Source organism: Kribbella sp. NBC_01510, from assembly GCF_045040325.1.
Taxonomy (GTDB): Bacteria; Actinomycetota; Actinomycetes; order Propionibacteriales; family Kribbellaceae; genus Kribbella.
Map to the genome: position 1 here is coordinate 1,544,390 of NZ_CP109418.1, position 21,957 is coordinate 1,566,346.

Genomic DNA, 21,957 nt, shown 5'->3' on the forward strand with positions numbered 1-21,957 from the left:
CCGAACCAGGGTGACGGATCTCCGCGACCGGCGTCGGCGAGGCTGTGGACAACTCCTCGTCAGGCGGGAGTCGAGGCTTGCCGAACCAGTTCGAGGAGTGCGTCCGCGATGCCGGCAGCGACCGCGAAAGTTCCGCGGGAGTCTGGCGTGTGCTCGGAGCCGTCGAGGTCGAGCACCAGCAAGCCCGCCTCTCGGCAGATGCTGACGCCGGCCATGGTGTCCCAGGGCTTGTTGGAGAACATGATCGTGGCGTCGAAGTACCCGTTCGCGGTCCAGGTCAGCGCGGTGGCCGCCGTACCGATCATGCGGAGGCGCTGAGCGCGCGGGTAGAGCCGCTGGGTCAGGGCGAAGCGCTCGGCGTTCTGGGCTTCCGCGTCGGGGCCGACGGCATAGTCGCCCACGGCAACCAAGGCGTCGGTGAGGTCACTGCACTCGCTGCCCCGGATCGGCTTGTCGTTGCATGTGGCGCCGAGCCCTTCGGCAGCGGCGTACCTGGTCCCGAGCGCCGGGTGGTCGATCACGCCCGCCACCGCACGGCCCTCGTGGATCAGCCCGAGCGAGATCGCCCACAACGGACCCCCGTGGATGAAGTTGACCGTCCCGTCGACCGGATCGAGCACCCACCGCGTCCCGTCGGTCGCGCCGCCTTCTTCCTCCCCGAGTACGCCGATCTCCGGCGTCTCGCGTTCGAGGAACGCCCGCACCTCCCGTTCCACCGCGAAGTCGACCTCGGACGCCATGTCCCGGTCACCCTTGGAGGTCAGCGCGCCCGGTCCCCGGGAGTCGGTGATCACCCGCCCGTGATCGACGGCGGCTTCGGCAACCTTCAGCAGCTTGGCGAGATCCACCCCCAAAACCTACGCGACCACGCCTCAGGCCGTGTCGAGCGTCCTGCGCTTGCGACGCCAGGCGGCCGCCGCGGCCACCGTACCGATCGCCAGTACGCCCGCGGCGGCGGCCTGGCCGATCTTGATCGGGCAGCCGGATGCGCACTGCGGGATCGGATACGGCTGCCCCGGATTCAGCTCGTGGGTCTCGTCGGCCGACACATACGCCTCGTCCGCCGGGAACGGCCAGCCCTCCGGATTCAGCAGGCGGTACCAGTCGGCGTCTTCCCACGCCTTCCGCTTGCACGTCACGTTCACCGACGGCGACTCGAAGGGTGTCGGACCCAGCTGCCCGATCGGCAGGTGGTCCTGGTTGTAGACCGTGACGTGCCCGTTCGGGTCGTTCATCGTCACGGCCGGGTAGTTCGCGTCCAGCCCCATGCTGATCCCCTCCCCACCTCGCAGTATGGGGCGGGACGGCGTACTCAGGAAGCGGCCAGGCCCCGGAGTTTGAGGTCGACGACGGTGGGGGCCTCGGCCTGGGAGTGTTTGTCGCCGGCGGCAACGACCGTGGCGACCTCCTGGTCGATCTTGTCCAGGCGGGCGTCGATCTTGTCCAGCCGGCGTTGCATCAGGTCGACGAACTCCGCGTTCTCGACCACGCGGGCGCTGGTGATCCGCGAGTACTCCTGGGCCACCTGGGCCCGCTCGTCGGAATGGGCCAGGCGTTCGACCAGTAACTGGTGGCGGAACAGCACCGAGGCGGCGATCGCGATCACAACGGCGGCTACCGCGGCAGCCCGGAGAATCCAGGCGTTCTGCGAGAAGAGCGCGGCACTCACGCCCAGGCAGACAAAGATCAGCAGACCGTTGGCGACGGTGAGAACTGTGGTCCTGGTTCGACGGCGGCTACCCCTTGACCCCATGGACCGACATGTTAGGGGGTCTCGTCGGGGTCCTCGGGAATACGACACGCGCGTTCGAGCAACAATCCGGCCGTGACGACCAGCACTGAGATCACTGCCGCGGCACCGGCCATGATCACACGGTTACGAGGCCCGGAGGAGCCCATCGCCTCCAGGAAGGATAACGCGAACCCTGCGTAAACCCCGGCGCACAACGCGCCGACGAACGCGCTCGCCTTCCCGATCAGCAACAGGAACACCGCGCGGGACGGTTCCATCCGCTCCCGCCGGATCTGGATCCGCTGATGGGTGTTGCGGGCCGCGGCGAACAGCAGCGCGGCCAGGAAGCTCCAGGCGATCAGGGTCAGCCAGGAGACGGCCGGCGCGACACCGCCGCTGGACTCGATCGCCTGCACGATGGTCACGCCGATCGCCGCCCCGAGGACTGCGATCGCGATCAGCAACCGGCGTGAGGTCGGCCGGACCGAGCCCGGACGCGGCGGTTCCTTGCCGGGCTCGTTACTGGGCGCCTGGCCTGGCTCGGGACCGCCGGACACCACTACTGCAGCTCGATGTCGAGCTTGGTCACGCCCTCGGTGCCGACCTTGGCGAGCAGTTCGGTGACCGGGCCATGACCCGGCAGCACCGCGTCCGGCTCGATGTCGAGCCAGGGCGCCAGGACGAACGCACGCTCGTGCGCCCGCGGGTGCGGCACGGTCAGTTCCTCGGACTCGATCGTCTTCTGGCCGTACGTGATCAGGTCGACGTCGAGGGTTCGCGGCGCGCCCGGCACGCTGCGCTCCCGGCCGAACGCCTGCTCGATCGCGTGCGCGCGGTCCAGCAGCAGGTCGACCGACAGCGTCGAGTCGGCCAGCAGAACGACGTTCAGGTACGGGCCGGACTCGTCCGGGCCGCCGACAGGCTGGGTCTCGTAGAGCGGTGAGACCTCGACCACCACGACGTCCGGGGTGTCCCGCAGCGCATCGACCGCGCCCTGCAGGTTCGCCTCACGATCGCCGAGATTGCTGCCGAGCGACAGGATGACCTGGCGGATCGGCTTCAGGCCACCGCTCAGGGTGTCCGCGTCGATGACGTGGGGACTAGGGGTCTCAGTCACGAGGATTCTCCGGCTCTGCGCTGCACGGTCAGGACAACGTCGTCGAACGGCACCGTGATCGGCGCCGAGGGTTTGTGGATGGTCACCGCGGTCGCTGTCACCCGCCGGTCGGCGAGACACAGGTCGGCGATGCGCTGGGCGAGGGTCTCGATCAGATCCACCGGGTCGTTCTCGATCGCCTGGTGCACCTGCTCGGCCACCGCCCCGTAGTTCACGGTGTCGGCCAGGTTGTCAGAGGCCGCGGCGGGCCGGGTGTCCAGCTCCAGCCGGACATCCACGACGAACTCCTGCCCGTCGGCTCGCTCGTGCTCGAACACTCCATGGCGCCCGAACCCACGGATACCACGGATCTCGATCACGTCAGGAGTTAAAACGGGACCGCTCATTCCGCCTCCTCCTGTCGGCCCCCAGATGACAGTACCGGTGAGGCATGGTGGATCCACAACCGCCAGCCGGTAGAAGTTCGACGGAAAACGTTCGTGGCGAGCGCCTTGCCGCCCGCGAACCCCTCCTCGGGAGCACCTTCACCCGAGGACAGGACATTCTCCGTACACGTGACGTATGCCACGTCTTCATCCACGCGCACCTGAACATCGGTGAGGAAGAACTGGATGTACGGCGTGTTCGCGAAGATCATCGCCCAGGCGCGCATCATCTCGGCGTATCCGGAGATGGCCGCGTTCCCGGGGTGGATACAGACCGGGTCGGGCTCCGGCAGCCAGACCGCCGCCATCAGGTCCAGGTCGCCGGCCTCGAACGCGTTGTAGAACGCGGTGTTGGCGGTCAGCACGACGTCCTCCACCGAGGCACCGCGCGCGCCTTCGCCTCCTGCGCTCCGGCGCGGACTGGCCGGTCCGTCCGTCATACCGCTCCCCATCTCTTCGCCACCCGGACAGCGTCCGCGCTCGGCGCCACCGCGTGCGCCCGGACACACCAGGCTCCCGCTGCGGCGGCCAGGGCGGATACAGCCGCGCTCGCATCGTCTCGTCGTACGGCCGGTCTGGGTTCACCGGTCTGCTCGTCGGCGAGCAGCCTACCGAGGAACGCCTTCCGGGACGCACCGATCAACAACGGCCGATCCAGTACGGCGAATTCCCGCAACCTCCGCAGGATCTCCCAGTTGTGGTCCGCGTTCTTCGCGAAACCGAGTCCGGGGTCGAGCGCGACCCGGCCGAGATCGACGCCGGCCGCACGGATCGCGTCGATCCGCTCGGCGAGTTCCGCAATCACCTCGGCGACCACATCGACGTACTCCGCCTTGTTCTGCATGTCGATCGAGTGGCCACGCCAGTGCATACAGACATACGGCGTACGGCGCTCTGCCACCAGCGCAAGCATGTCCGGGTCGGCCTGGCCGCCGGACACGTCGTTGATCATCACCGCACCCGCGTCGAGGGCGAGCGCGGCGACGCCGGCCCGCATGGTGTCGACCGAGATCAGCGCGCCCTCGGCGGCGAGCGTCTCGATCACCGGGAGCACCCGGCGGATCTCTTCCTCGGGCGCGGGCCGCTCGGCGCCCGGCCGGGTCGACTCCCCGCCGACGTCGAGCAGATCGGCCCCGTCGGCCAGCAACTCCCGGCCGTGCTTGATCGCGGCGGCCGGCTCGAACCACTCACCGCCGTCGGAGAACGAGTCCGGTGTCACGTTGACGACGCCCATGACGAGACACCGGTCCAGCACCGGCAGCCCGTCGACCTGACCCCACGACCCATCGCTCACCCGACCACCGTAGTGGCCCCCACCCCCAACCCCACCAGGTGGGATCAGTTACTGAGGACCAACCGTGACTTGGTGGCTTGAAGCGCTTCTGCGATCGGCTGTGCGTAGGACTCGTTGGTCTGGCCGTACTTCTCCAGGCACCGCCCGTCGATCAGCGCGGCCCCACTGGTGATGCCCTGGGCGTAGTTGCCGGTCATGTTCGCGCCGCCGGAGTCGCCGGCCTCGACGCACGCGGTGTGCTGGAAGAGCCCGCGGACGACCTTGTTGCTGCCGTAGTTGACGGTCACGTTCCGGGCGACGATCCGGCCGCAGGTCCAGCCGGTGCTCTTGCCCGACTTGCAGAGCGTGGATCCGACGGTCGCGTTCGCGATCCCGCGGACCGCGACGTTGCCGGCTCCCCAGCCCTCGATGTACCCCTGCTGGTCCCAGCCCTCGATGACGCCGACCGTGCCGAAGTCGTTGCCCGGGAAACTCGACGTCCGGGTGTTGCCGAGGATGTAGCCGTTCCGCGAGAACGACGGCTTGCCGGCCGTGCAGTGCCCGGCGGTCAGGAAGATCCGGGTGCCCTTGGTGGTCCGGGCGTTGAAGCCGAGGGAGCAGACATACCCGGTGTTCTTGTCCACCTGGAGCCCGCCGCGCAGGCTGAAGTCGTCGGCGGTCGTGGTCACCGTGCCGGCGACGGTGCGGACCGTGACCCGGTCGCCGTTCGCTTCGGCGTGGGACAGGAACCGCTCGGTGAGCTGGTCGTGCGCGCCCGTCGGCACGGTGACGACCACGGTGCCCGAGACGGGATCGACGTACCAGGACCGGACCTTGCCCGCGCTGGAGCCGGTGGCGAGCTGGTCCAGCTCGCGCTGCACGGCGGTCAACTGGCCGATCGTGAAGCGGACCAGCCGCGGGATGGCGCCGGCCTCGCGAACCAGCTCGGCGGCGGTCAGGTCGGACACCGCGATGACCAGGTCACCGGCGTCGTCGTAGTAGCTGCCGACCACGCCCGAGTCCGGCTCGAGGTGCTCCTCGAGCGCCTCCGCGACCGCCGGCGACCGCTCGGTCACCGGCCCGACCGGATCGGACTTCTGCCCGGTCGGCTTGGTCCGCGTCTCGGCGGTGGCCCAGTTCGCCGCGACCAGCCCACCGGCCGTCAGTACGACGACCCCGGCAAGTGCGGCGCCGACCCGGAAACGCCCCGACATCCTGTCCTCCTCACACCGGCACCTGGTCCCCGTTGGCCAAGTGCCACTACGGAAAGTAAACGCTCAGCGACAGAATGTCTACAAGTATCGGCTTCCAAACTCCAACGAATCAAGGCCGCCCGAGGCTACGGAGGGTGTTTCAGCCGACGATCAGGCTCATCGCCTCGGCGCGGGTGACGGGGTTGCGGAGCTGACCGCGGACGGCGGAGGTGATGGTCTTGGCGCCGGGTTTGCGGACGCCGCGCATGGTCATGCAGAGGTGTTCGCACTCGATCACCACGATCACCCCGCGCGGCTCGAGGAGCTCGACCAGGGACTCGGCGACCTGAGTGGTCAGCCGTTCCTGGACCTGCGGTCGTTTCGCGTACAGGTCGACCAGCCGGGCGAGCTTCGACAGCCCGGTGATCCGGCCGTCCCGGCTGGGGATGTAGCCGACGTGGGCGACCCCGGTGAACGGGACCAGGTGGTGCTCGCACAGGCTCCAGACCTCGATGTCCTTCACCAGCACCATCTCGTCGTGGCCGATGTCGAACGTCGTCGTCAGCACGTCCTCGGCCCGCTGACCCAGCCCGCCGGTCATCTCGGCGTACGAGCGGGCCACTCGAGCCGGCGTGTCCAGTAAGCCCTCGCGATCCGGATCCTCCCCGATCGCGATCAGCAGTTCGCGGACGGCCCGCTCCGCCCGTGCATGGTCGAACTTCGGCGACGTCATCTCGCCACTGTAGACAGAACAACGCCGCCACCCGATCCGGGTGGCGGCGCTGTGTGTCAGCTCAGTCGTTGGGTGACGGCGGGGTCGGGCCGCTGCCGTAGGTCGGCGGGCGGACGGCCTCGTCCGGGCCGACCGAACCGCCCGGCAGGACATCCGACAGCGAGCCGTTCTGCTCGGCGCGGGTCGGCATCGGCATCACCGGCGGCTGGTCCGACGGCACCCGGGTGGACGAACCGGTCCAGGCCGGCCGCCGCTCCCGCTTGACCACCGGCGCGAAGACCCGGGCGATCTCGTTCTTGTCCAGGGTCTCCTTCTCCAGCAGTTCCTCGACCAGGTGGTCCAGGACCGCGCGGTTCTCGACCAGGATGTCGAAGGCCTCCTGGTGCGCGTTCAGGATCAGCTTGCCGACCTCCTCGTCGACCGCGGCCGCGATCTCCTCGGAGTAGTTGCGCTGACTGCCGAAGTCGCGGCCCAGGAACGGCTCACTGCCGTCCGAGCCGAACTTGATCGCGCCGAGCCGCTCGGTCATGCCGTACTGCGTGACCATCGCCCGGGCCAGCGCGCTCGCCTTCTCGATGTCGTTGCTGGCGCCGGTGGTCGGGTCGTGGAAGACCATCTCCTCGGCCGCACGGCCACCGAGCATGTAGGCCAGCTTGTCCAGCATCTCGGACCGGGTGGTCGAGTACTTGTCCTCGTCCGGCATCACCATCGTGTAGCCGAGCGCCCGGCCCCGCGGCAGGATCGTCACCTTCTGCACCGGGTCGGAGTGCGGCAGCGCGGCCGCCACCAGAGCGTGGCCGCCCTCGTGGTACGCCGTCAGCACCTTCTCCTTGTCCGACATCAGCCGGCTGCGGCGCTGCGGACCGGCGATGACCCGGTCGATCGCCTCGTCCAGCCCGCGGTTGTCGATCACCTGCAGGTTGTTCCGTGCGGTGAGCAGCGCTGCCTCGTTCAGCACGTTGGCCAGGTCGGCACCGGTGAAGCCCGGCGTACGACGGGCGACCGCCCGCAGGTCCACGTCCGGCGCCATCGGCTTGCCCCGCGCGTGCACCTTGAGGATCTGCTCGCGACCGGGCAGGTCCGGCGCGTCGACGGCGATCTGCCGGTCGAACCGGCCGGGCCGCAGCAGCGCCGGGTCGAGCACGTCGGGCCGGTTGGTGGCCGCGATCAGGATCACACCGCCGCGGATGTCGAAGCCGTCCATCTCGACCAGCAGCTGGTTCAGCGTCTGCTCGCGCTCATCGTGACCACCGCCGAGGCCCGCACCACGGTGCCGGCCGACGGCGTCGATCTCGTCGATGAACACGATCGCCGGCGCGTTCGTCTTGGCCTGCTCGAACAGGTCGCGGACCCGGGAGGCACCGACACCGACGAACATCTCGACGAAGTCCGAACCGGAGATCGAGTAGAACGGCACGCCCGCCTCACCGGCGACCGCGCGGGCCAGCAGCGTCTTACCGGTACCGGGCTGGCCGTAGAGCAGGACGCCCTTCGGGATCTTCGCCCCGACCGCCTGGAACTTCCCCGGTTCCTGCAGGAACTCCTTGATCTCGCCGAGTTCCTCGATCGCCTCGTCACAGCCGGCCACGTCCGCGAACGTGGTCTTCGGAGTGTCCTTGGTGATCAGCTTGGCCTTGGACTTGGCGAAGCTCATCACCCGCGATCCGCCGCCCTGCATGGAGTTCATCAAGAAGATGAAGACGACCGCGATCAGCAGGAACGGGATCAGCGTGGAGAACACCTGGCCGATGAAGCTCGGCTTCGGGTTCTCGACGTTGTACCGCTCGATCTTGCCGCTCTGGAACAGTGACTGCAGGTCGGCCCCGAGGGTGTCGGCCTGACCGTCGACCCAGTTCGCCTTGATCTTGGTGCCGTCGGTCTTCTCGACCCGGATCTCCTGGTCGGGGTCGATCAGCGTCACCGACTTGATCGTCTTGTCGCTCGACGACTTGGCCTGCTGGATCAGCTGCACGACCTGGCCGGTCGGCTCGGACTTGTACCCGGTCGAGCCGGTCAGGAGCTGTCCGATCACCAGTACGCCCAGGAAGGCGACGACGATCCAGAACAGGGGTCCGCGGAAGATGCGCTTCACGTCCATGATCGAGGCCTACGCCCCGTCCCTCCTAGCTCGGCAGGCCCGGGTATGCGGGCTTGAGACGGTAACACCAGTCCAAGTGTCTCGTGTCGCACAAGACAACACACCACGAGGGTCACCAAAGACGGTACGACCTGTTGTACAGGCCGTCACCAAGTCCGCCCCGAGGGACCAGTTTAGGACTTTCCCCGCCCCACCGCCCCGGCGTCGTCAGGAATAGACGTGCGGCGCGAGCGTCGCCACGCTGCGCAGGTTCCGGTATTTCTCCGCGTAGTCGAGCCCGTACCCGACCACGAACTCGTCCGGCAGCTCCAGCCCGACGTACTTGACCGGGACCCGCATCTTGGCCGCGCCCGGCTTCACGAACGCGGTGCACAGCTCCAGCGAGGCCGGCTTCCGTGACTCCAGGTTGCTGACCAGCCAGCTCAGCGTCAGCCCGGTGTCGATGATGTCCTCGACGATCAGCACGTGCCGGTTGGTGATGTCGGTGTCCAGGTCCTTCTGGATCCGGACCACACCGGACGACTTCGTCCCGGAGCCGTACGACGAGATGGCCATCCAGTCCATCTCCACGTGCCGGCTGAACGACCGGGCCAGGTCGGCCATCACCATCACCGCGCCCCGCAGGACGCCGACCATCAGGAGGTCCTTGCCCTCGTAGTCCTGCTCGATCCGCCCCGCCAGCTCCCGCAGCTTCGCCAGGATCTGGTCCTCGGTGTAATGGATCTTGGTCAGGTCCTTCTCGATGTCCGCCGCATCCACACGATCAGCCTGTCACACCCGGACCCAGGACGATGAACCCGCCCCGGCGGATTGCGCGGACCCCCTGGGGCAGATCGATCCATCGCTGTCCGCGCCAGTCCGTCACGAGTGCGTCGACGGCCGCGATGTGCCCGGCGGTGAGGTCGGTGGCCCGGCAACCGGCTTCGAGGGCCGCCTGCCGCAGCGCCCTGGTCCGCAGCGCGGCGGGCTCGTCCGCGAGCATTCCGACGTCGCACTGCACTTCATCGTCAGTACGCCGGACCGCCGTCTCCGCCAGGTCCGCGGCGAGCATGTCGAGTGCATCCGCATCCGCCCGAAGGAGTCCCGCCGTACGGGCCAGAGCCTCGACCACTCCAGGCCCGAGCGCCTCTTCCAGCACCGGAAGCACCTCGTGGCGGACTCTGACCCGGGTGTACTGGGGATCGTCGTTGTGTGGGTCGTGCCACGGCCGGAGCCCGGACGCGATGCACGCGGCCGCCGTGGTGGCGCGTGGGAGCTCGAGGAACGGCCGCCGGAGCAGTCCGGCCACCGGAGCCATCCCGGCCAGCGAACGCGCACCCGACCCTCTGGCCAGCCCCAGCAGCACGGTCTCAGCCTGATCGTCGCGAGTATGCGCCAGCAGTACGACGTCCGCCCCGAACTCGTCGGCCGCGTCGCGGAGGGCGTCGTACCGGGCCGACCGGGCCGCCGCCTCCGGACCACCCTCGCTGCCCACCTCTACCGGGCGCACCAGGACCGGGTCGAGTCCGAGCCCCCGGCACTGCTCGGCGGCCGTCTCTGCGACACGGGCGGAGTTCGCCTGGAGACCGTGGTCGACGATGACTGCACCGGCGCGGAGCTTGAGCTTGGGCGCCTCGAAGGCGGTCGCCGCGGCCAGGGCGAGCGAGTCCGTGCCACCCGAGCACGCCACCAGCACCGTCGTACTGTGCGGCAGCTCGGACAGCATGGTCCGGACCGCCTCCCGGGTCCGCGCCACCGCGGGGTGCAGCTTCCCTCTCCGGTGCTCGACGAGCTCCTCGGCCGTGGACCGGCCCGGCGGCTCAGCCGTGGAGCCGGGCGACCCAGGCATCGGGGTTCGCGATCTCGTTCTTGGTCGGCAGCGTGTTGGGACCGGTCCACACCCGGTTGAACCCGTCCATGCCGACCTGGTCGACCACTCGGCGGACGAACGCGGCGCCGTCCTTGTACTGCCGCAGCTTGGCGTCCAGTCCGAGCAGCCGCTTCAGCAGCTGGTCCACCGGGTTGCCACTCTGGCGGCGCGACGTGAACTTGGACCGGATGGTCTCCACGGTCGGGATCACCGACGGCCCGACCCCGTCCATCACGAAGTCCGCGTGGCCCTCGAGCAGCGACATCACCGCGGTCAGCCGGTCCAGCACCGCCCGCTGCTCCGGCGACTGCATCAGATCCACCAGGCTCAGCTCGGTCTCACCCCGCATCGACCGGCCCAGCCGCTGCACAGCCTCCCGGAACATCGCCGCGTACGCCGATGCGTCCAGCTCGGCCTGGTCCAGGAACAGAGCGATCTCGGACCGCAGGTGATCCCGCAGCCACGGGACCGCGGTGAACTGCACCCGGTGCGTCTCCTCGTGCAGGCAGACCCACAGCCGGAAGTCCCGCGGTACGACGCCCAGCTCGGACTCCACGTGCATCACGTTCGGCGCCACCAGCAGGAGCCGGCCGGTCAGATCGGGTCGCTCCGGGTCCGGCTCGGCCGGGAAGAACGGGTCGAACTGGCCAAGCACCCTAGAAGAGAGGAAGGCGAGCAGTGCGCCGGCCTCGATGGCCGTCACCCGGGAGCCGACCGCCGAGGACAGTCCGCCGGTCCGCTCCGCCTTCTCCCGCAGCTTGTCGGCCAGCGGTTGCAGCACGGTCCGGAAGCCGTCCGCGTTCGCCTGCACCCAGCCGGGCCGGTCCACGATCACGACCGGCGCCGTGGCCGACGTCGCCTGCAGCCCCGTGAACTCCCGGACGTGGTGCTCGGAGTCGGCCGCGAACTGACGCAACTCGGCCACTACCTGGTCCGCCTCCGCGCGGCTGACCGCCGGTCCGGGGCGCAGCAGCTTGCGCGCCACTCCGGTCGCCAGCTGCCAGTCGACCATCTCGGCCGTGGTCCCGCCTTCCGCCGTACTCATGTTCCGACCCTAGTCGTATGTCCCAAGACGCGCTTCCGATCAGACAGCGCAGCCGCAGTTGGCGAGGGCTGCGGCGGCCCGGTCGAGGGCGGCGCGGGCGTTGAGGGTCTGCGGGACCGCGACGCTGTCCGTGGCGATCGCGAACACCAGAAGCGTGCCCGTGCGGTCACGGGCCAGCCCGGCCAGGCTGTGCACGTTGGTGAGGGTGCCGGTCTTCGCATGGACCAGTCCGGTGCCGGTGCTCGTACCGGGCGCGACGAAGCGGTCTTCGAGGCTGCCGCTGAAGCCTGCGACGGGCAGACCGGTCAGCAGGTGCCGCAGCTCCGGGTGGTCCTCCGACGCCGCTACCCGGACCGCACCGGCCAGAAGCTCGAGCGGCACCTTGTTGGCCCGCGTGAGGCCGCTGCCGTCGTAGATCTGCGCCTTGCTGACGTCCAGCCCGAGCTTGGTGAGCGTCTCCCGGACTCCCTTGACGCCGCCGACGTACGAACCGCCGTTCTTGGTCGCCAGGCCGACCTGGCGCAGCAGCACCTCGGCGCCGTCGTTGTCGCTGTGCAGGTTGATGTACTCGACGATCTGGCCCAGCGTCGGCGACGCCACCTGCACGATGGGGTTCGCCGCGGCCGGAGCGACCGCGGCGCGGACAGCCGGCGCCACGGTGATCCCGTAACCGGTCAGGAGCCTCGCGAACGCGGCTGCGGCCGCCTGTGCCGGAGCGTCCGACCGCTTGGCCATGCCCGGAGAGAGCCGGCCCTCGTTCACCCACAGCGCCGAGGTGCGGGCCGCGATGCCTTCAGGCAGGTAGTTCGGCTCCCAGTTCGCGTTGGCGGCCGGACCGGTGAAGAGCGAGGCGTCATAGCCGAGAGTGACGCGCGTGACGCCTTGCGCCTTCAGTGCCTTGGCCGTACTCGCGGCCAGCGTCTGCAGGGTGGCACGGGCCGGGAAGTCGGAGCTCGCAGCGGGCTTCGTGGCGAGCAACGGGTCACCACCGCCGACCAGGACGATCGAGCCGTTGGCCGCGCTTACCACCTTCGTGGTGAACGTGTGATCGGCTCCGAGGGTCTCCAGCGCCGAGACCGTCGTCAGCAGCTTCAGCGTGGACGCCGGGGTGAACGGAGTCGCCGTACCGGCGGAGAACACCGCTTGGCCGCGTGAGGCGTCGTACACGTAGATGCCCCGGTGCTTGCCGAGCGACGGGTCCTTGAGGATCGCGGCGAGCGCCTTCTGGACGCCGGCCGCCGTCGGTGCGACGCCCTCGCCCTTGGCCGGCTCCAGTACGACGGGAGCCTGCTGGGCGGACTGCACTGATCCGGGTACGGCGCGTGCACCGCTCACCAGGCCCACACAAAGGGCCGTGGCGAGCAGCGTGACGAACACCGCACGGGGAGGACGAGCCACCGGGCTGCTCCTGTCAGTCGGTCGGTCGGAACCGTGACAGTATCTGCCGTATGGAGTTCGACGTCTTCATCGAGATCCCCAAGGGCACTCGCAACAAGTACGAGCTGGACCACAAGACGAACCGGCTGCGCCTGGACCGCACCCTGTTCACGGCCACTCAGTACCCGTCCGACTACGGCTTCATCGAGGACACCCTGGGCCAGGACGGCGACCCGCTGGACGCGCTGGTGCTGCTGCCCGAGCCGACGTTCCCAGGCTGCCTGATCCGGGCCCGCGCCATCGGCATGTTCCGGATGACCGACGAGAAGGGGCCGGACGACAAGGTCCTCTGCGTCCCGGCCGGCGACCCGCGCCAGGAGCACCTGCGCGACATCCACCACGTGCCCGAGTTCGACCGGCTCGAGATCCAGCACTTCTTCGAGGTCTACAAGGACCTCGAGCCCGGCAAGTCCGTCGAAGGCGCCACCTGGGTGGGCCGCGCCGACGCCGAGGCCGAGATCACCGCCTCCTTCGCCCGCCTGAAGACCGAAGGCCACTGAGCCGAAGGCCACCGACCAGCCACGCCGCCGGCCCGCACTCGCGGCGCCGGCGGATTCACTCCGCGGTCAGCCGGCCCAGCAACTCCAGCAGAGTCTTGCGTTCACTCGCACTCAGCGGCTCGAGCAACTCCGCCTCGGCCGCATAGATCAGCTGGTCCATCGCGACCAACTGCTTCTTCCCCATCGCCGTGATCGCGACGATCTTCCGCCGGCGGTCGGCCGGGTCCACCCGGCGTACGACGTAATCCAGCGCCTCCAGCTCGTCGAGCACGGTGACCAGGTCGCTGCGGTCCAGCACGATCCGGTCGGCCAGCGTCGCCTGGACGGCTTCGCCGTCGTCGGCCAGGCTCGCCAGTACGTGGTAGTGCAGCGTCCGCACACCGGCGTCCGTCATGTGCTGCCGGACCAGCCGCTGCGACTGCTGACTCGCCCGCCCCAGCGCCCACAGCACCCGGTCGGCCAGACGATGCGTCGGCGCCTTCTTCACCCAGCCACTCTATTGGCACCGGCCCTCCCTTGGCGTTATCGTGGGAATCTCCCATTATTTACAACTCCCACGATTTGGAGCAGCCCATGCGCGCAGTGCGCTTCCACCGGCACGGCAGCCCCGACGTCCTGCAGGTCGACGAGGTCGCCGTCCCCGAACCCGCGGCCGGCCAGGTCCTGATCGAGGTCGAGGCGATCGGCGCCAACGCCATCGACACCGTTCTCCGGGCCGGCGGCTCCCCCTGGGACCGCCCGCTGCCGGGCACCCTCACCGGCGACGTGGTCGGCCGGATCGCCAAGCTCGGCCCAGACACGCCACCCGGCGTCGCGGTCGGCCAACGGGTCGCCGCCCTGTCCGAGGACGCCTTCGCCGACTTCGCCGTCGCCGACGGAGCCTTCCTCGCCCCGATCCCCGCCGATGCCGACGCGGGCGAGGCCACGATGATGTCGATGACCGCGCCGCTCGCCCTCCGCCTCCTCGAGGCCGGCCGGATCCCCGCCGGCGGCACCGTGCTGATCCAGTCCGCGGCCGGCACCGTCGGCCACCTGGCCGTCCAACTGGCCCGATTCTTCGACCCGAAGACGATCATCGGTACGGCGTCGTCGGCCAAGCGGCTCGACTTCATCCGGGAACTCGGTGCCGAGGCCGTCGACCTGACCGACCCGGACTGGCCGGCCAAGGTCCGCGAGATCGCACCCGACGGCGTCGACACAGCCCTCGACGCGGTCGGCGGCACCGTGTTCGACCAGGGCTTCGACCTCGTCAAGCCACTCGGCACGATGGTCACGTACGGCGCCATCACGACCGAGCTCCCGATGATCCCCGGCCTCGGCCTCTTCGGCCGATCCGTCACGGGTGTCTCGATGATGGGCTGGCGCCAGGCCCGCCCGGACGAGGCCCGCGCCGACATCGCCGAGGTCACCCGCCGCTGGCAGTCCGGCGACCTGCGCCCGGTCGTCCACGCCACGTATCCGTTGACCGACGTCGTCCGCATCCACGAAACCCTCGACGCCCGCACCAACCTCGGACGCCTCATCGCCACCACCTAACCCACCCACCACCCCTGACCGGGCAACCTTGTGCACGGATCAACCGTCGGCGGGCGCTCTCGATGGTTGATCGGTGCACAAGGTCGAGGGCGAGGGAGAGGAGAGCGGATAAGGTCGCCTGGTGGAGCTGCGGCAGATGCGGTACTTCGTGGGTGTCGCGGAAGAGCTGCATTTCGGCCGGGCCGCCGAGCGGCTGTACATCTCCACTCCGACGCTGAGCCAGCAGATCAAACAACTCGAACGCGAGGTCGGCACCACCCTGCTGATCCGGCACAGCCGTGGCGTCGAGCTCACCCCGGCCGGGCAGGTCTTCCTGGCCCGGGCCCGGGAGACGATCCAGGCGGCCGGCCTGGCGCTGAAGGACACGCGCCGGGCGGCCGGCCTGGACGAACCGGTGCTGCGGCTCGGCCTGCTCAACGGCATCCCGGGATGGCTGCCCGCCGCCCTCGAACAGCTCGCCACCGAACGCTTCCCGAACAGCACCGTGACCCTGGCGGCCGGCACCACCACCGACCAGCTCCGGATGCTCACCGCCGGCGAGATCGACCTCGGCCTGGTCCGGACCCCGCTGACGTTGCTGCCGGCAATCACTTCGGAGCACCTGGCCGCCGAGGAGCTCGGCGTACTGTTGGCCGCGACCCATCCACTGGCGGCGAGCAGCGTGCTCACCCTCGACGATCTGACCGGGCACGAGCTGATCTGGATCCCGCGTGCCGCGGCACCGGAGTTCTACGACGATGCGCTCGGCCGCCTCGGTGACGGGATCCGGCTCAGCGACATCAGCATGAGCCACTCCCAGCTCCGCTCCGCCCTGCTCGTCCGCCGCTCCGCGATCAGCCTCGGCTCGCGCCGCGCCGCAACCCCCGACATCGTCTGGCGCCCCTTGAAGGGACGCCCGCTGATCGCCAGGTACGCCGCCGTCTGGCGCACCGACTCGCACAACCCGGTCCTCCAGGCGATGACCGTTAGCCCAGGCCTAACCGTCGTTAGGCAACAAGACGTGGTGGACTGAGTCCCACGGTGGTTGGCTCGAAACGTCAACCAGCAAAGGGAGTTCTCAGTGCAAGAACACGTAGTGATCGTCGGCGGCAGCTCCGGCATGGGTCGCGCACTCGCCGCCGAACTCGTTGCCCAGGGCAGCGAAGTGACGATCGCCGGCCGCTCCGCCGGCAAGCTCGACACGGTCGGCCGCGAGCTCGGCGTGCGGACCGTGGCCATGGACATCGGGGTCGAGCGCGACATCGAGCGGTTGTTCGCGACCACCGGCAAGGTCAGTCACATCGTCACCACCGCCGCCGACGTCGGCGGCGCTTACCAGCCGATCAGCGAGTACGACGTGAACGCGGCACGATCCGCGGTCGACTCCAAGCTCCTCGGCCCGTTGCTGCTCGCCAAGCACGGTGCGTCGATGCTCGAACCCGGTGGCTCGATCGTGTTCACGTCCGGGATCGCGGCGTACCGGCCGGGGCCGCGGGCATCGTTGCTCGCGGCACTCAACGGCGCACTCGCGTCACTCGCCGCGGCGCTCGCGATCGAGCTCGCACCGCTCCGGGTCAACGTGGTCTCGCCGGGCTGGGTGGACACACCGATCTGGCAGCACGTCGCCGGCGACGCGACCGCGGACACGCTGGCCGCGATGGCCGCGCGCCTCCCGGTCGGCCGGATCGGCCGGACCAAGGACGTTGCGGACGCGATCATCGCCCTGCTGCGCAATGGTTTCATCACAGGCACCGTCCTGCACGCCGACGGCGGACACCGGCTGATCTAGAAGGGGCCTCCGGCAACAGACTGCTTCCGGGTGCACGTTCTGATCCTGGTTGACGGTGACCCGCGGGTAGGCAGTTCGGTCCGGTCGATCTGTCATCGGTTGTGCCTTCGGGTTGCCGTCCGGTGCCGGCGACTCCTCCGCAGGCCTGGCGTCTCGTGGTCGCGGTCCGGCTCGCCGGACAACGACGCGGCTGGGATGAGGCTGAACGCGCCCTCGGTCTCCATGGCGTTGTGCAACCGGAGCACGGCGTACAGACCGTACAGCAGGCGACGGAGCTCGATGACGTCCTCAGGCCTGACGTCGGCGTGCAGGTCCCCGAGGAGCCGGCGCAACCGACCGATCTGATGCTCGATCTCGGCGTGGGTGCGGCTCAGGCCCGCGGTTGCCGCTGTGGTACCGAGAGCTCGGGCGACGAGCGGTACGAGTACCTCCTCGTCGGCACGCTCGTGCGGCAGCAGTTCGGCCTCGAGCCGTCCCATCAGCGCGCGAGTTGGCGCGAGGTCGCGGCTTTGCGTCGACAGCCCGTCGGCCACCGTACGGATCTGCTCGACCACGGCGAGGGTGGCGTCGTGCTGCACCTTCAGCCGGCGAGCATGAGCCAGATCGGACGCGTCCACGGTCACCGTGTGCACCTTTCCGGGCAGCACGGCCCGAAGCGCGATGCCGATGGCCAGGACGTCGATGCCCTCCTGGAGGACCGCGCCGACGGCGGGTGGCAGTTGCCCGGCGGCGGCCGCGGCCATCGCCGCCAGTGAGAGCCCCATGCCGACGACGACGGCTTGCAGCGCGATGCGCTTGGACCGTTGCGCGATCAGGATCGCATCGGCGAGCGCGTCGATCCGATCCACCGTCAACACGACGTCGGCTGCCTCGGACGATGCCGTCGCCCCGCGCGCCGCCAGCGCCACGCCCACATCGGCCGCGGCCAGGGCCGGTGCGTCATTCACGCCGTCGCCGACCATGATCGTGGCGGCGGACCGGCGCTCGACCTGGATCGCGGCAAGCTTCTCGGCCGGATCGCGGTCGGCCAGCACGGCGTCGACTCCGACGATCCGGCCGACGGTCTCCGCGATGTCCGCACGGTCACCGGTGACGAGCACGATGCGGGAGATACCGGCCGCACGCAGGGCCCGGACCATGCGTGGCGCGTCGGGCCGGATCGAATCCTCCAGCAGGAACGCTCCGGCTGGCGCGCCGTCCACAGCGGCGAACACGGTCACGGAACCGTCCAGATCCGCGCGCCGGCGTACCTGCCGCACCCAGGCGGGCGGCTCACCCGGCACGATCCAGGATGCCTTGCCCAGCTGGACTTCGTGCGTGCCGACCCGTCCCCGCACACCGTAGCCGTGCTCTTCCACGACGTCCTCGGGCATCCGCAGACCAAGCCCCCGGTTCACGGCCGCGGTCACGATCGCGGTGGCGAGGACGTGCGGGGACACCTGGTCCAGAGAAGCGGCCAGCCGCAGCAGGTCGTCGGGACCGATCTGGCTGTTGGCTGTCACGACGTTCGCTACCGCCGGTCTCCCCGCTGTGAGGGTGCCGGTCTTGTCGAACAGCATCACGCGCCCGACGGCCAGGCGCTCCAATGCGCCGCCGCCCTTGACGACGACACCGCGGCGCGCCGCCTGGGACAAGCCTGACATGAACGCGATCGGGGCCGCGAGCAGCAGCGGGCAGGGCGTCGCGACCACGAGCACCGCCACCGCACGGACGGGATCGGCGCTCGCCACCCACGCCCCGATCGCGAGGAGGAGCGTGAGCGGGACGAAGTACACCGCGAGCCGGTCGGCGGTGCGCACGAACGGCGCGGACCGGGCCTGAGCCTGCTCGACCAGGCGGACCAGTCCTGCATACGTGGACTCGGCCGACGTCGCGGTAGCCACGAGGTCCAACGGCGCACCCGCGTTCACCACGCCACTGCGCACCTCCTCGCCGGGCCCGCGTTCCACTGGGAGCGGCTCGCCGGTCATCGCCGCCTCGTCCAGGAGCGCCTCGGTCACGAGGCGGCCGTCCACAGGGACAACCTCGCCCGAGCCGACGAGCACCAGGTCGCCGCGCGTGATCTCGTCGACCGCGACGTCCACGACTCCGCTCCCGGTCCGGCGGTGCGCAGTACGCGGGGCCAGTTCCAGCAACAGGCTGAGTTCGCGCTGGGCACGGGCCGCCGCCCGCTCCTCCAGGAGTTGGCCGGAGGCCAGCATCACCGTGACCATTGCGCCGGCGAACGGTTCGTCGATCGCCAGGGCGCCGGCCAGAGCCAAGACCGCGATGATGTCGACGGTGGGCTGACGACGCCGAACCGCACCGGCCGTCCAGGCCACCGACGCCACGAGACCGGCCACGGTGCCTACGCCCCAGCACAGGGCTGCGACCGAAGGGAGATCGATCAACCACGCGACACCGCCACCGAGCAGCAGCAGGGTCGAGGCGACGAACAGAATCAACTGCCGCCGTTCATACACGTGCTTCACCTGTCCATCCTGCGACCGGCGGCCTCGATTCCGCCCGGGCCGAAAGACCTCCGTTCGACGGCGCACGGCGGGTCCACGCCACGTGTGCTGGTAGTGGGGCCCACCGAGCACACACGGTGGTGCACCGGACGCCGACCGATTGAGGGCATCACGATGAAGGCTTCACCCGGTGACCTTCGGATCGTCGTCTTCCCCGGGCCGGAGCTCGCGTAGTGAGAATCAGGCCCGCGTCGGAGACGAGTTTCGAAGCTGGACCGCTCGGCTGACGGTCACGGCCGGCCGAAGAAGTTCGGTGGGATCCAGTAGTAGACGCTGGCGATCTGCACCGGCTGGCCGGTCCGGGGCGCGTGGATCATCCGCCCGTTGCCGAGGTACATCGCGACGTGGTGGATGGTCCCCGGGTCGTCCGGGTTCAGCGCCCAGAAGATCAGGTCGCCCGGCCGCAGCTGGTCCTCGTCGATGTGCCGGACCTGCTCGTACTGCGCCACGCTGTAGTGCGGCAGCTGGATACCGGCCCGCTCCCACGCGCCCATCATCAGACCGGAGCAGTCCCAGCGGGACGGGCCGGTCCCGCCCCACAGATACATGTCGCCGAGCTGGGACATCGCGAAGTCGATCGCCGCCTGCGCTCCCCGGCGCGTGCTGTGGCTGTTGCCGTTGTCGTTGCCGTTGTCGCTGCTGGACCGGTCCGGCGTGTGCTGCTTCGGCGGCTTCTTGCCGTGGTTCCGCTTCGCCTGCTCGCGGGCCTCCTTCTCCTCCCGCGCCTGCTCGGCCTTCTCGCGCGCCTGCTCGGCCTTCTCCCGGGCCCGCTCGGCGGCCTCCCGGGCGGCGATCCGCCGCTTCAGCTCGGCGGCCTTCCGCGCGGCGAGTGCGGCGGCGCGTTGCCGCGCAAGCTCCTCGAGCCCCCGCTGCCGCTGGGCGGCCACCCGGACCGACGTGTTCTGCAGTACGGCGAGCTGCGCGATCGACTGCGTCCGCTGCACGCCCATGGCGGTCACCGCGGCGGCCTGGGCGGCCTCCGCGTCCTCGGCCGCCTGCTTCGCCTTGGCGGCCTCGTCGGTCGCCTGCTTCACCTTGACGACAGCCTGGTCGGCCTGCACCTTGAACAGGTTCGTGACCACCTGGGTCGCCGTGTACCGCAGGTAGGACCCCTGCATCGCGGTCGACACCGAGCGCGCCGCGCCGGCCGAGTCGAGCAGCTGCTGCGGACCGTCGGCGGTGAACAGCGGCGCGATCTTCGCCACGTCGCCACCACCCTGGTACGACGCCGCCGCGAACCGGCCGATCTGCTGCCGCTGGATGGCCAGGGTCTGCTGCGCCTTCGCCGCCCGGGCCGCCGCGGCGGCCGCCTCGGCCTTGGCCTGCTGCAGTTTGTACACCGCGCCGTTGTACGCCTCGTCCGCGATCCCGGACTGGATGCCGAGTTGCTCGAGCCGCGCGTTCGCCGCGGCCAGCTGCCGCTCGATCGCGGCCACCTGGCCGGCCTTCGAGGCGGCGGCCTGCTTGGCCCGCTCGACCGCGGCCTTGGACGGAATGACCGGCGGCTTCGGCTTGGCGGCCTCGGCCGGGACCGTTTGGATGGCCATCGAGCCGGCCAGGCAGATCGCGAGCACCCCGGAGAGCAGCGCCCTACCGGTCTTCCCAGTGCTCCCGACCCGCCCGCCGGACGTGGCCCTCGAGGGCGTCCGCATCGGAATCGTTCCTTCCGCCGGTCACGAACCCCTTCCCCAGGGTTCGTGAACTTTTGGTCCTCATGGACCACATACGTGACACTAGTTGCCCGCAGCCCCATTGGGAACACCATTCACACAAGTATCTTTGTTGCACCTGCGTGTCGGCTTGACAAACTACAAGCTTGTAATTCGCGACGGCATGACAACGGCGCCCATCCGGAGGCCGGATGGGCGCCGCGAAGTGTGCTGTCAGTGCAGGGTGAACGTGGCGACGACGGGTAGGTGGTCGGAGGCCGGCGTCACCGGGACCTCGGCGTTGACCGGGCTCAGCCCAGCGCTGTGCAACTGGAAGTCGATCCGTTTGGTCGGGTTCTCGGCCTCGATGGTGTAGCCCGGGCCGACACCGACCTCGGTCCAGGTGTCGTCGAGGACCGCGGTCAGGGTCTTGATCTCCGGCTTTTCCGGCGTCGCGTTCAGGTCACCCACGAGCAGCGTCGGGACCTTCGACGTACCGAGGAGCTCGACCACCTTCTGCGCCTGCTCCAGCCGCTCGGCGTTGTTGTTGCTCGTCAGGTGCGTGTTCGCGAACCGCAGATCGGCGCCGCGGACCTTGATGCTCGCCACCGCGAGCCCACGCTGCTCCCCGGTCGGGTAGCGCGGCAGGAGGGTGTTGGTGAAGTCCTTGATCGGGTACTTCGACAGGATCGCCGTACCGTACTGGCGCCGCGGCTCGCCCGGGTTCACCGGCGGGAGGTCGAGGTTGGCGGCGTACGCGTAGTGCATCTTGAGCCGCTCGGCGAACCAGGCCGGCTGGTCGACCCAGTTGCTCCGGACGTCCCAGTGCCGGTCGACCTCCTGCAGCCCGACCACATCCGCACCGGACTTCTCGATCAGTGCGGCGATCCGCTCGAGGTCGAGGACGCCGTCGATCCCGGCGCCGTGGTGGATGTTGTAGGTCATCACGGTCAGCGGCCGCGCCGGACGCCCAGCGTCGGGCCGAGCCGCGGCAACGGTTGGAATCACGATCAAGAACCCCACGAGGACCGTTAGCAATTTACGCATGCGTTCATCTTTCCGGAAAACCGGCGACACCCGCACTACCACCGA

At 69.6% G+C, this 21,957-nt stretch carries 23 protein-coding genes; 4 read left to right on the forward strand and 19 right to left on the reverse strand.

The window, feature by feature from the left end; genetic code table 11:
* Window positions 1–59: 59 nt before the first annotated feature.
* From OG558_RS07620 to dacB, 15 genes are all read right to left on the reverse strand, one after another.
* On the reverse strand, window positions 60–848 hold the full coding sequence (locus OG558_RS07620; protein WP_405069573.1) for an inositol monophosphatase family protein: 789 nt from the start codon (window positions 846–848) through the stop codon (window positions 60–62).
* Window positions 849–872: 24 nt separating this feature from the next.
* Window positions 873–1,268, reverse strand: coding sequence for a hypothetical protein (locus tag OG558_RS07625; RefSeq protein WP_405069574.1), 396 nt, complete (start codon window positions 1,266–1,268; stop codon window positions 873–875).
* Between the two features lie 44 nt (window positions 1,269–1,312).
* Window positions 1,313–1,753: a hypothetical protein gene (locus OG558_RS07630; RefSeq protein ID WP_329482454.1), complete on the reverse strand. Its 441-nt coding sequence runs from the start codon at window positions 1,751–1,753 to the stop codon at window positions 1,313–1,315.
* Window positions 1,754–1,764: 11 nt separating this feature from the next.
* The gene (locus tag OG558_RS07635; protein WP_405069575.1) at window positions 1,765–2,289 is read right to left on the reverse strand and encodes a DUF3180 domain-containing protein; all 525 of its coding nucleotides are present in this window, start codon (window positions 2,287–2,289) and stop codon (window positions 1,765–1,767) included.
* A gap of 2 nt (window positions 2,290–2,291) precedes the next feature.
* Entirely contained in the window at window positions 2,292–2,849 is a 558-nt protein-coding gene (folK, locus tag OG558_RS07640; protein WP_328525803.1) for a 2-amino-4-hydroxy-6-hydroxymethyldihydropteridine diphosphokinase, read from the reverse strand.
* Window positions 2,846–3,235, reverse strand: coding sequence for a dihydroneopterin aldolase (gene folB / locus OG558_RS07645; protein WP_405069577.1), 390 nt, complete (start codon window positions 3,233–3,235; stop codon window positions 2,846–2,848). The genes folK and folB overlap by 4 nt, the downstream gene beginning before the upstream one ends.
* Complete coding sequence (locus OG558_RS07650; RefSeq protein WP_405069578.1) at window positions 3,232–3,714, reverse strand: nuclear transport factor 2 family protein; 483 nt, start codon at window positions 3,712–3,714, stop codon at window positions 3,232–3,234. The genes folB and OG558_RS07650 overlap by 4 nt, the downstream gene beginning before the upstream one ends.
* Window positions 3,711–4,508, reverse strand: a complete 798-nt coding sequence (gene folP, locus OG558_RS07655) for a dihydropteroate synthase (protein WP_329484791.1) — start codon at window positions 4,506–4,508, stop codon at window positions 3,711–3,713. Before folP ends, OG558_RS07650 begins: the two co-directional genes overlap by 4 nt.
* A 104-nt stretch (window positions 4,509–4,612) precedes the next feature.
* Window positions 4,613–5,761: a S1 family peptidase gene (locus OG558_RS07660; RefSeq protein ID WP_405069579.1), complete on the reverse strand. Its 1,149-nt coding sequence runs from the start codon at window positions 5,759–5,761 to the stop codon at window positions 4,613–4,615.
* 139 nt (window positions 5,762–5,900) lie between these two features.
* Window positions 5,901–6,473: a GTP cyclohydrolase I FolE gene (folE, locus tag OG558_RS07665; RefSeq protein ID WP_328525799.1), complete on the reverse strand. Its 573-nt coding sequence runs from the start codon at window positions 6,471–6,473 to the stop codon at window positions 5,901–5,903.
* 61 nt (window positions 6,474–6,534) lie between these two features.
* Window positions 6,535–8,571 (reverse strand): ATP-dependent zinc metalloprotease FtsH, encoded by a 2,037-nt coding sequence (ftsH, locus tag OG558_RS07670; RefSeq protein ID WP_405069580.1) that lies wholly within the window; start codon window positions 8,569–8,571, stop codon window positions 6,535–6,537.
* Window positions 8,572–8,778: 207 nt separating this feature from the next.
* Entirely contained in the window at window positions 8,779–9,330 is a 552-nt protein-coding gene (hpt, locus tag OG558_RS07675) for a hypoxanthine phosphoribosyltransferase (RefSeq protein WP_328525797.1), read from the reverse strand.
* A gap of 4 nt (window positions 9,331–9,334) precedes the next feature.
* Window positions 9,335–10,399 (reverse strand): tRNA lysidine(34) synthetase TilS, encoded by a 1,065-nt coding sequence (tilS, locus tag OG558_RS07680; RefSeq protein ID WP_405069581.1) that lies wholly within the window; start codon window positions 10,397–10,399, stop codon window positions 9,335–9,337.
* The gene (locus OG558_RS07685) at window positions 10,371–11,465 is read right to left on the reverse strand and encodes a zinc-dependent metalloprotease (RefSeq protein WP_328525795.1); all 1,095 of its coding nucleotides are present in this window, start codon (window positions 11,463–11,465) and stop codon (window positions 10,371–10,373) included. The genes tilS and OG558_RS07685 overlap by 29 nt, the downstream gene beginning before the upstream one ends.
* A gap of 39 nt (window positions 11,466–11,504) precedes the next feature.
* Window positions 11,505–12,863: a D-alanyl-D-alanine carboxypeptidase/D-alanyl-D-alanine-endopeptidase gene (dacB, locus tag OG558_RS07690; RefSeq protein WP_405069583.1), complete on the reverse strand. Its 1,359-nt coding sequence runs from the start codon at window positions 12,861–12,863 to the stop codon at window positions 11,505–11,507.
* Between the two features lie 50 nt (window positions 12,864–12,913).
* Here dacB and OG558_RS07695 point away from each other — a divergent pair, with 50 nt between their 5' ends.
* Window positions 12,914–13,402, forward strand: coding sequence for an inorganic diphosphatase (locus tag OG558_RS07695; protein ID WP_328525793.1), 489 nt, complete (start codon window positions 12,914–12,916; stop codon window positions 13,400–13,402).
* 55 nt (window positions 13,403–13,457) lie between these two features.
* Here OG558_RS07695 and OG558_RS07700 read toward each other — a convergent pair whose 3' ends face one another.
* The gene (locus OG558_RS07700) at window positions 13,458–13,889 is read right to left on the reverse strand and encodes a MarR family winged helix-turn-helix transcriptional regulator (RefSeq protein ID WP_405069584.1); all 432 of its coding nucleotides are present in this window, start codon (window positions 13,887–13,889) and stop codon (window positions 13,458–13,460) included.
* An 86-nt stretch (window positions 13,890–13,975) separates the two neighbouring features.
* Between OG558_RS07700 and OG558_RS07705 the strand changes: the two genes are divergently transcribed.
* The 3 genes from OG558_RS07705 to OG558_RS07715 all read left to right on the forward strand — a co-directional run bounded on the left by OG558_RS07705 (window position 13,976) and on the right by OG558_RS07715 (window position 16,706).
* Window positions 13,976–14,938, forward strand: a complete 963-nt coding sequence (locus OG558_RS07705) for a zinc-binding dehydrogenase (protein ID WP_329482462.1) — start codon at window positions 13,976–13,978, stop codon at window positions 14,936–14,938.
* A 121-nt stretch (window positions 14,939–15,059) separates the two neighbouring features.
* Window positions 15,060–15,950: a LysR family transcriptional regulator gene (locus tag OG558_RS07710; RefSeq protein ID WP_405069586.1), complete on the forward strand. Its 891-nt coding sequence runs from the start codon at window positions 15,060–15,062 to the stop codon at window positions 15,948–15,950.
* A 48-nt stretch (window positions 15,951–15,998) separates the two neighbouring features.
* Window positions 15,999–16,706, forward strand: a complete 708-nt coding sequence (locus OG558_RS07715) for an SDR family oxidoreductase (protein ID WP_405069587.1) — start codon at window positions 15,999–16,001, stop codon at window positions 16,704–16,706.
* Window positions 16,707–16,798: 92 nt separating this feature from the next.
* Here the strand turns inward: OG558_RS07715 and OG558_RS07720 are convergent, their stop codons facing one another.
* The 3 genes from OG558_RS07720 to OG558_RS07730 all read right to left on the reverse strand — a co-directional run bounded on the left by OG558_RS07720 (window position 16,799) and on the right by OG558_RS07730 (window position 21,912).
* A complete protein-coding gene (locus OG558_RS07720) occupies window positions 16,799–19,177 on the reverse strand; it encodes a heavy metal translocating P-type ATPase (protein WP_405069588.1) in 2,379 nt (792 codons plus the stop codon).
* 269 nt (window positions 19,178–19,446) lie between these two features.
* On the reverse strand, window positions 19,447–20,868 hold the full coding sequence (locus OG558_RS07725) for an NlpC/P60 family protein (RefSeq protein ID WP_405069589.1): 1,422 nt from the start codon (window positions 20,866–20,868) through the stop codon (window positions 19,447–19,449).
* Window positions 20,869–21,099: 231 nt separating this feature from the next.
* Window positions 21,100–21,912 (reverse strand): endonuclease/exonuclease/phosphatase family protein, encoded by an 813-nt coding sequence (locus tag OG558_RS07730; protein ID WP_405069590.1) that lies wholly within the window; start codon window positions 21,910–21,912, stop codon window positions 21,100–21,102.
* Window positions 21,913–21,957 lie beyond the last annotated feature (45 nt).

Coding starts and splice junctions, on each gene's coding strand:
- OG558_RS07730 (WP_405069590.1), bottom strand. CDS start 21,912: ATGCGTAAATTGCTAACGGTCCTCGTGGGGTTCTTGATCGTGATTCCA.
- OG558_RS07725 (WP_405069589.1), bottom strand. CDS start 20,868: ATGCGGACGCCCTCGAGGGCCACGTCCGGCGGGCGGGTCGGGAGCACT.
- OG558_RS07660 (WP_405069579.1), bottom strand. CDS start 5,761: ATGTCGGGGCGTTTCCGGGTCGGCGCCGCACTTGCCGGGGTCGTCGTA.
- OG558_RS07650 (WP_405069578.1), bottom strand. CDS start 3,714: ATGACGGACGGACCGGCCAGTCCGCGCCGGAGCGCAGGAGGCGAAGGC.
- ftsH (WP_405069580.1), bottom strand. CDS start 8,571: ATGGACGTGAAGCGCATCTTCCGCGGACCCCTGTTCTGGATCGTCGTC.
- OG558_RS07705 (WP_329482462.1), top strand. CDS start 13,976: ATGCGCGCAGTGCGCTTCCACCGGCACGGCAGCCCCGACGTCCTGCAG.
- folE (WP_328525799.1), bottom strand. CDS start 6,473: ATGACGTCGCCGAAGTTCGACCATGCACGGGCGGAGCGGGCCGTCCGC.
- folB (WP_405069577.1), bottom strand. CDS start 3,235: ATGAGCGGTCCCGTTTTAACTCCTGACGTGATCGAGATCCGTGGTATC.
- OG558_RS07685 (WP_328525795.1), bottom strand. CDS start 11,465: ATGAGTACGGCGGAAGGCGGGACCACGGCCGAGATGGTCGACTGGCAG.
- OG558_RS07695 (WP_328525793.1), top strand. CDS start 12,914: ATGGAGTTCGACGTCTTCATCGAGATCCCCAAGGGCACTCGCAACAAG.
- OG558_RS07625 (WP_405069574.1), bottom strand. CDS start 1,268: ATGGGGCTGGACGCGAACTACCCGGCCGTGACGATGAACGACCCGAAC.
- folP (WP_329484791.1), bottom strand. CDS start 4,508: ATGGGCGTCGTCAACGTGACACCGGACTCGTTCTCCGACGGCGGTGAG.
- OG558_RS07630 (WP_329482454.1), bottom strand. CDS start 1,753: ATGGGGTCAAGGGGTAGCCGCCGTCGAACCAGGACCACAGTTCTCACC.
- tilS (WP_405069581.1), bottom strand. CDS start 10,399: ATGCCTGGGTCGCCCGGCTCCACGGCTGAGCCGCCGGGCCGGTCCACG.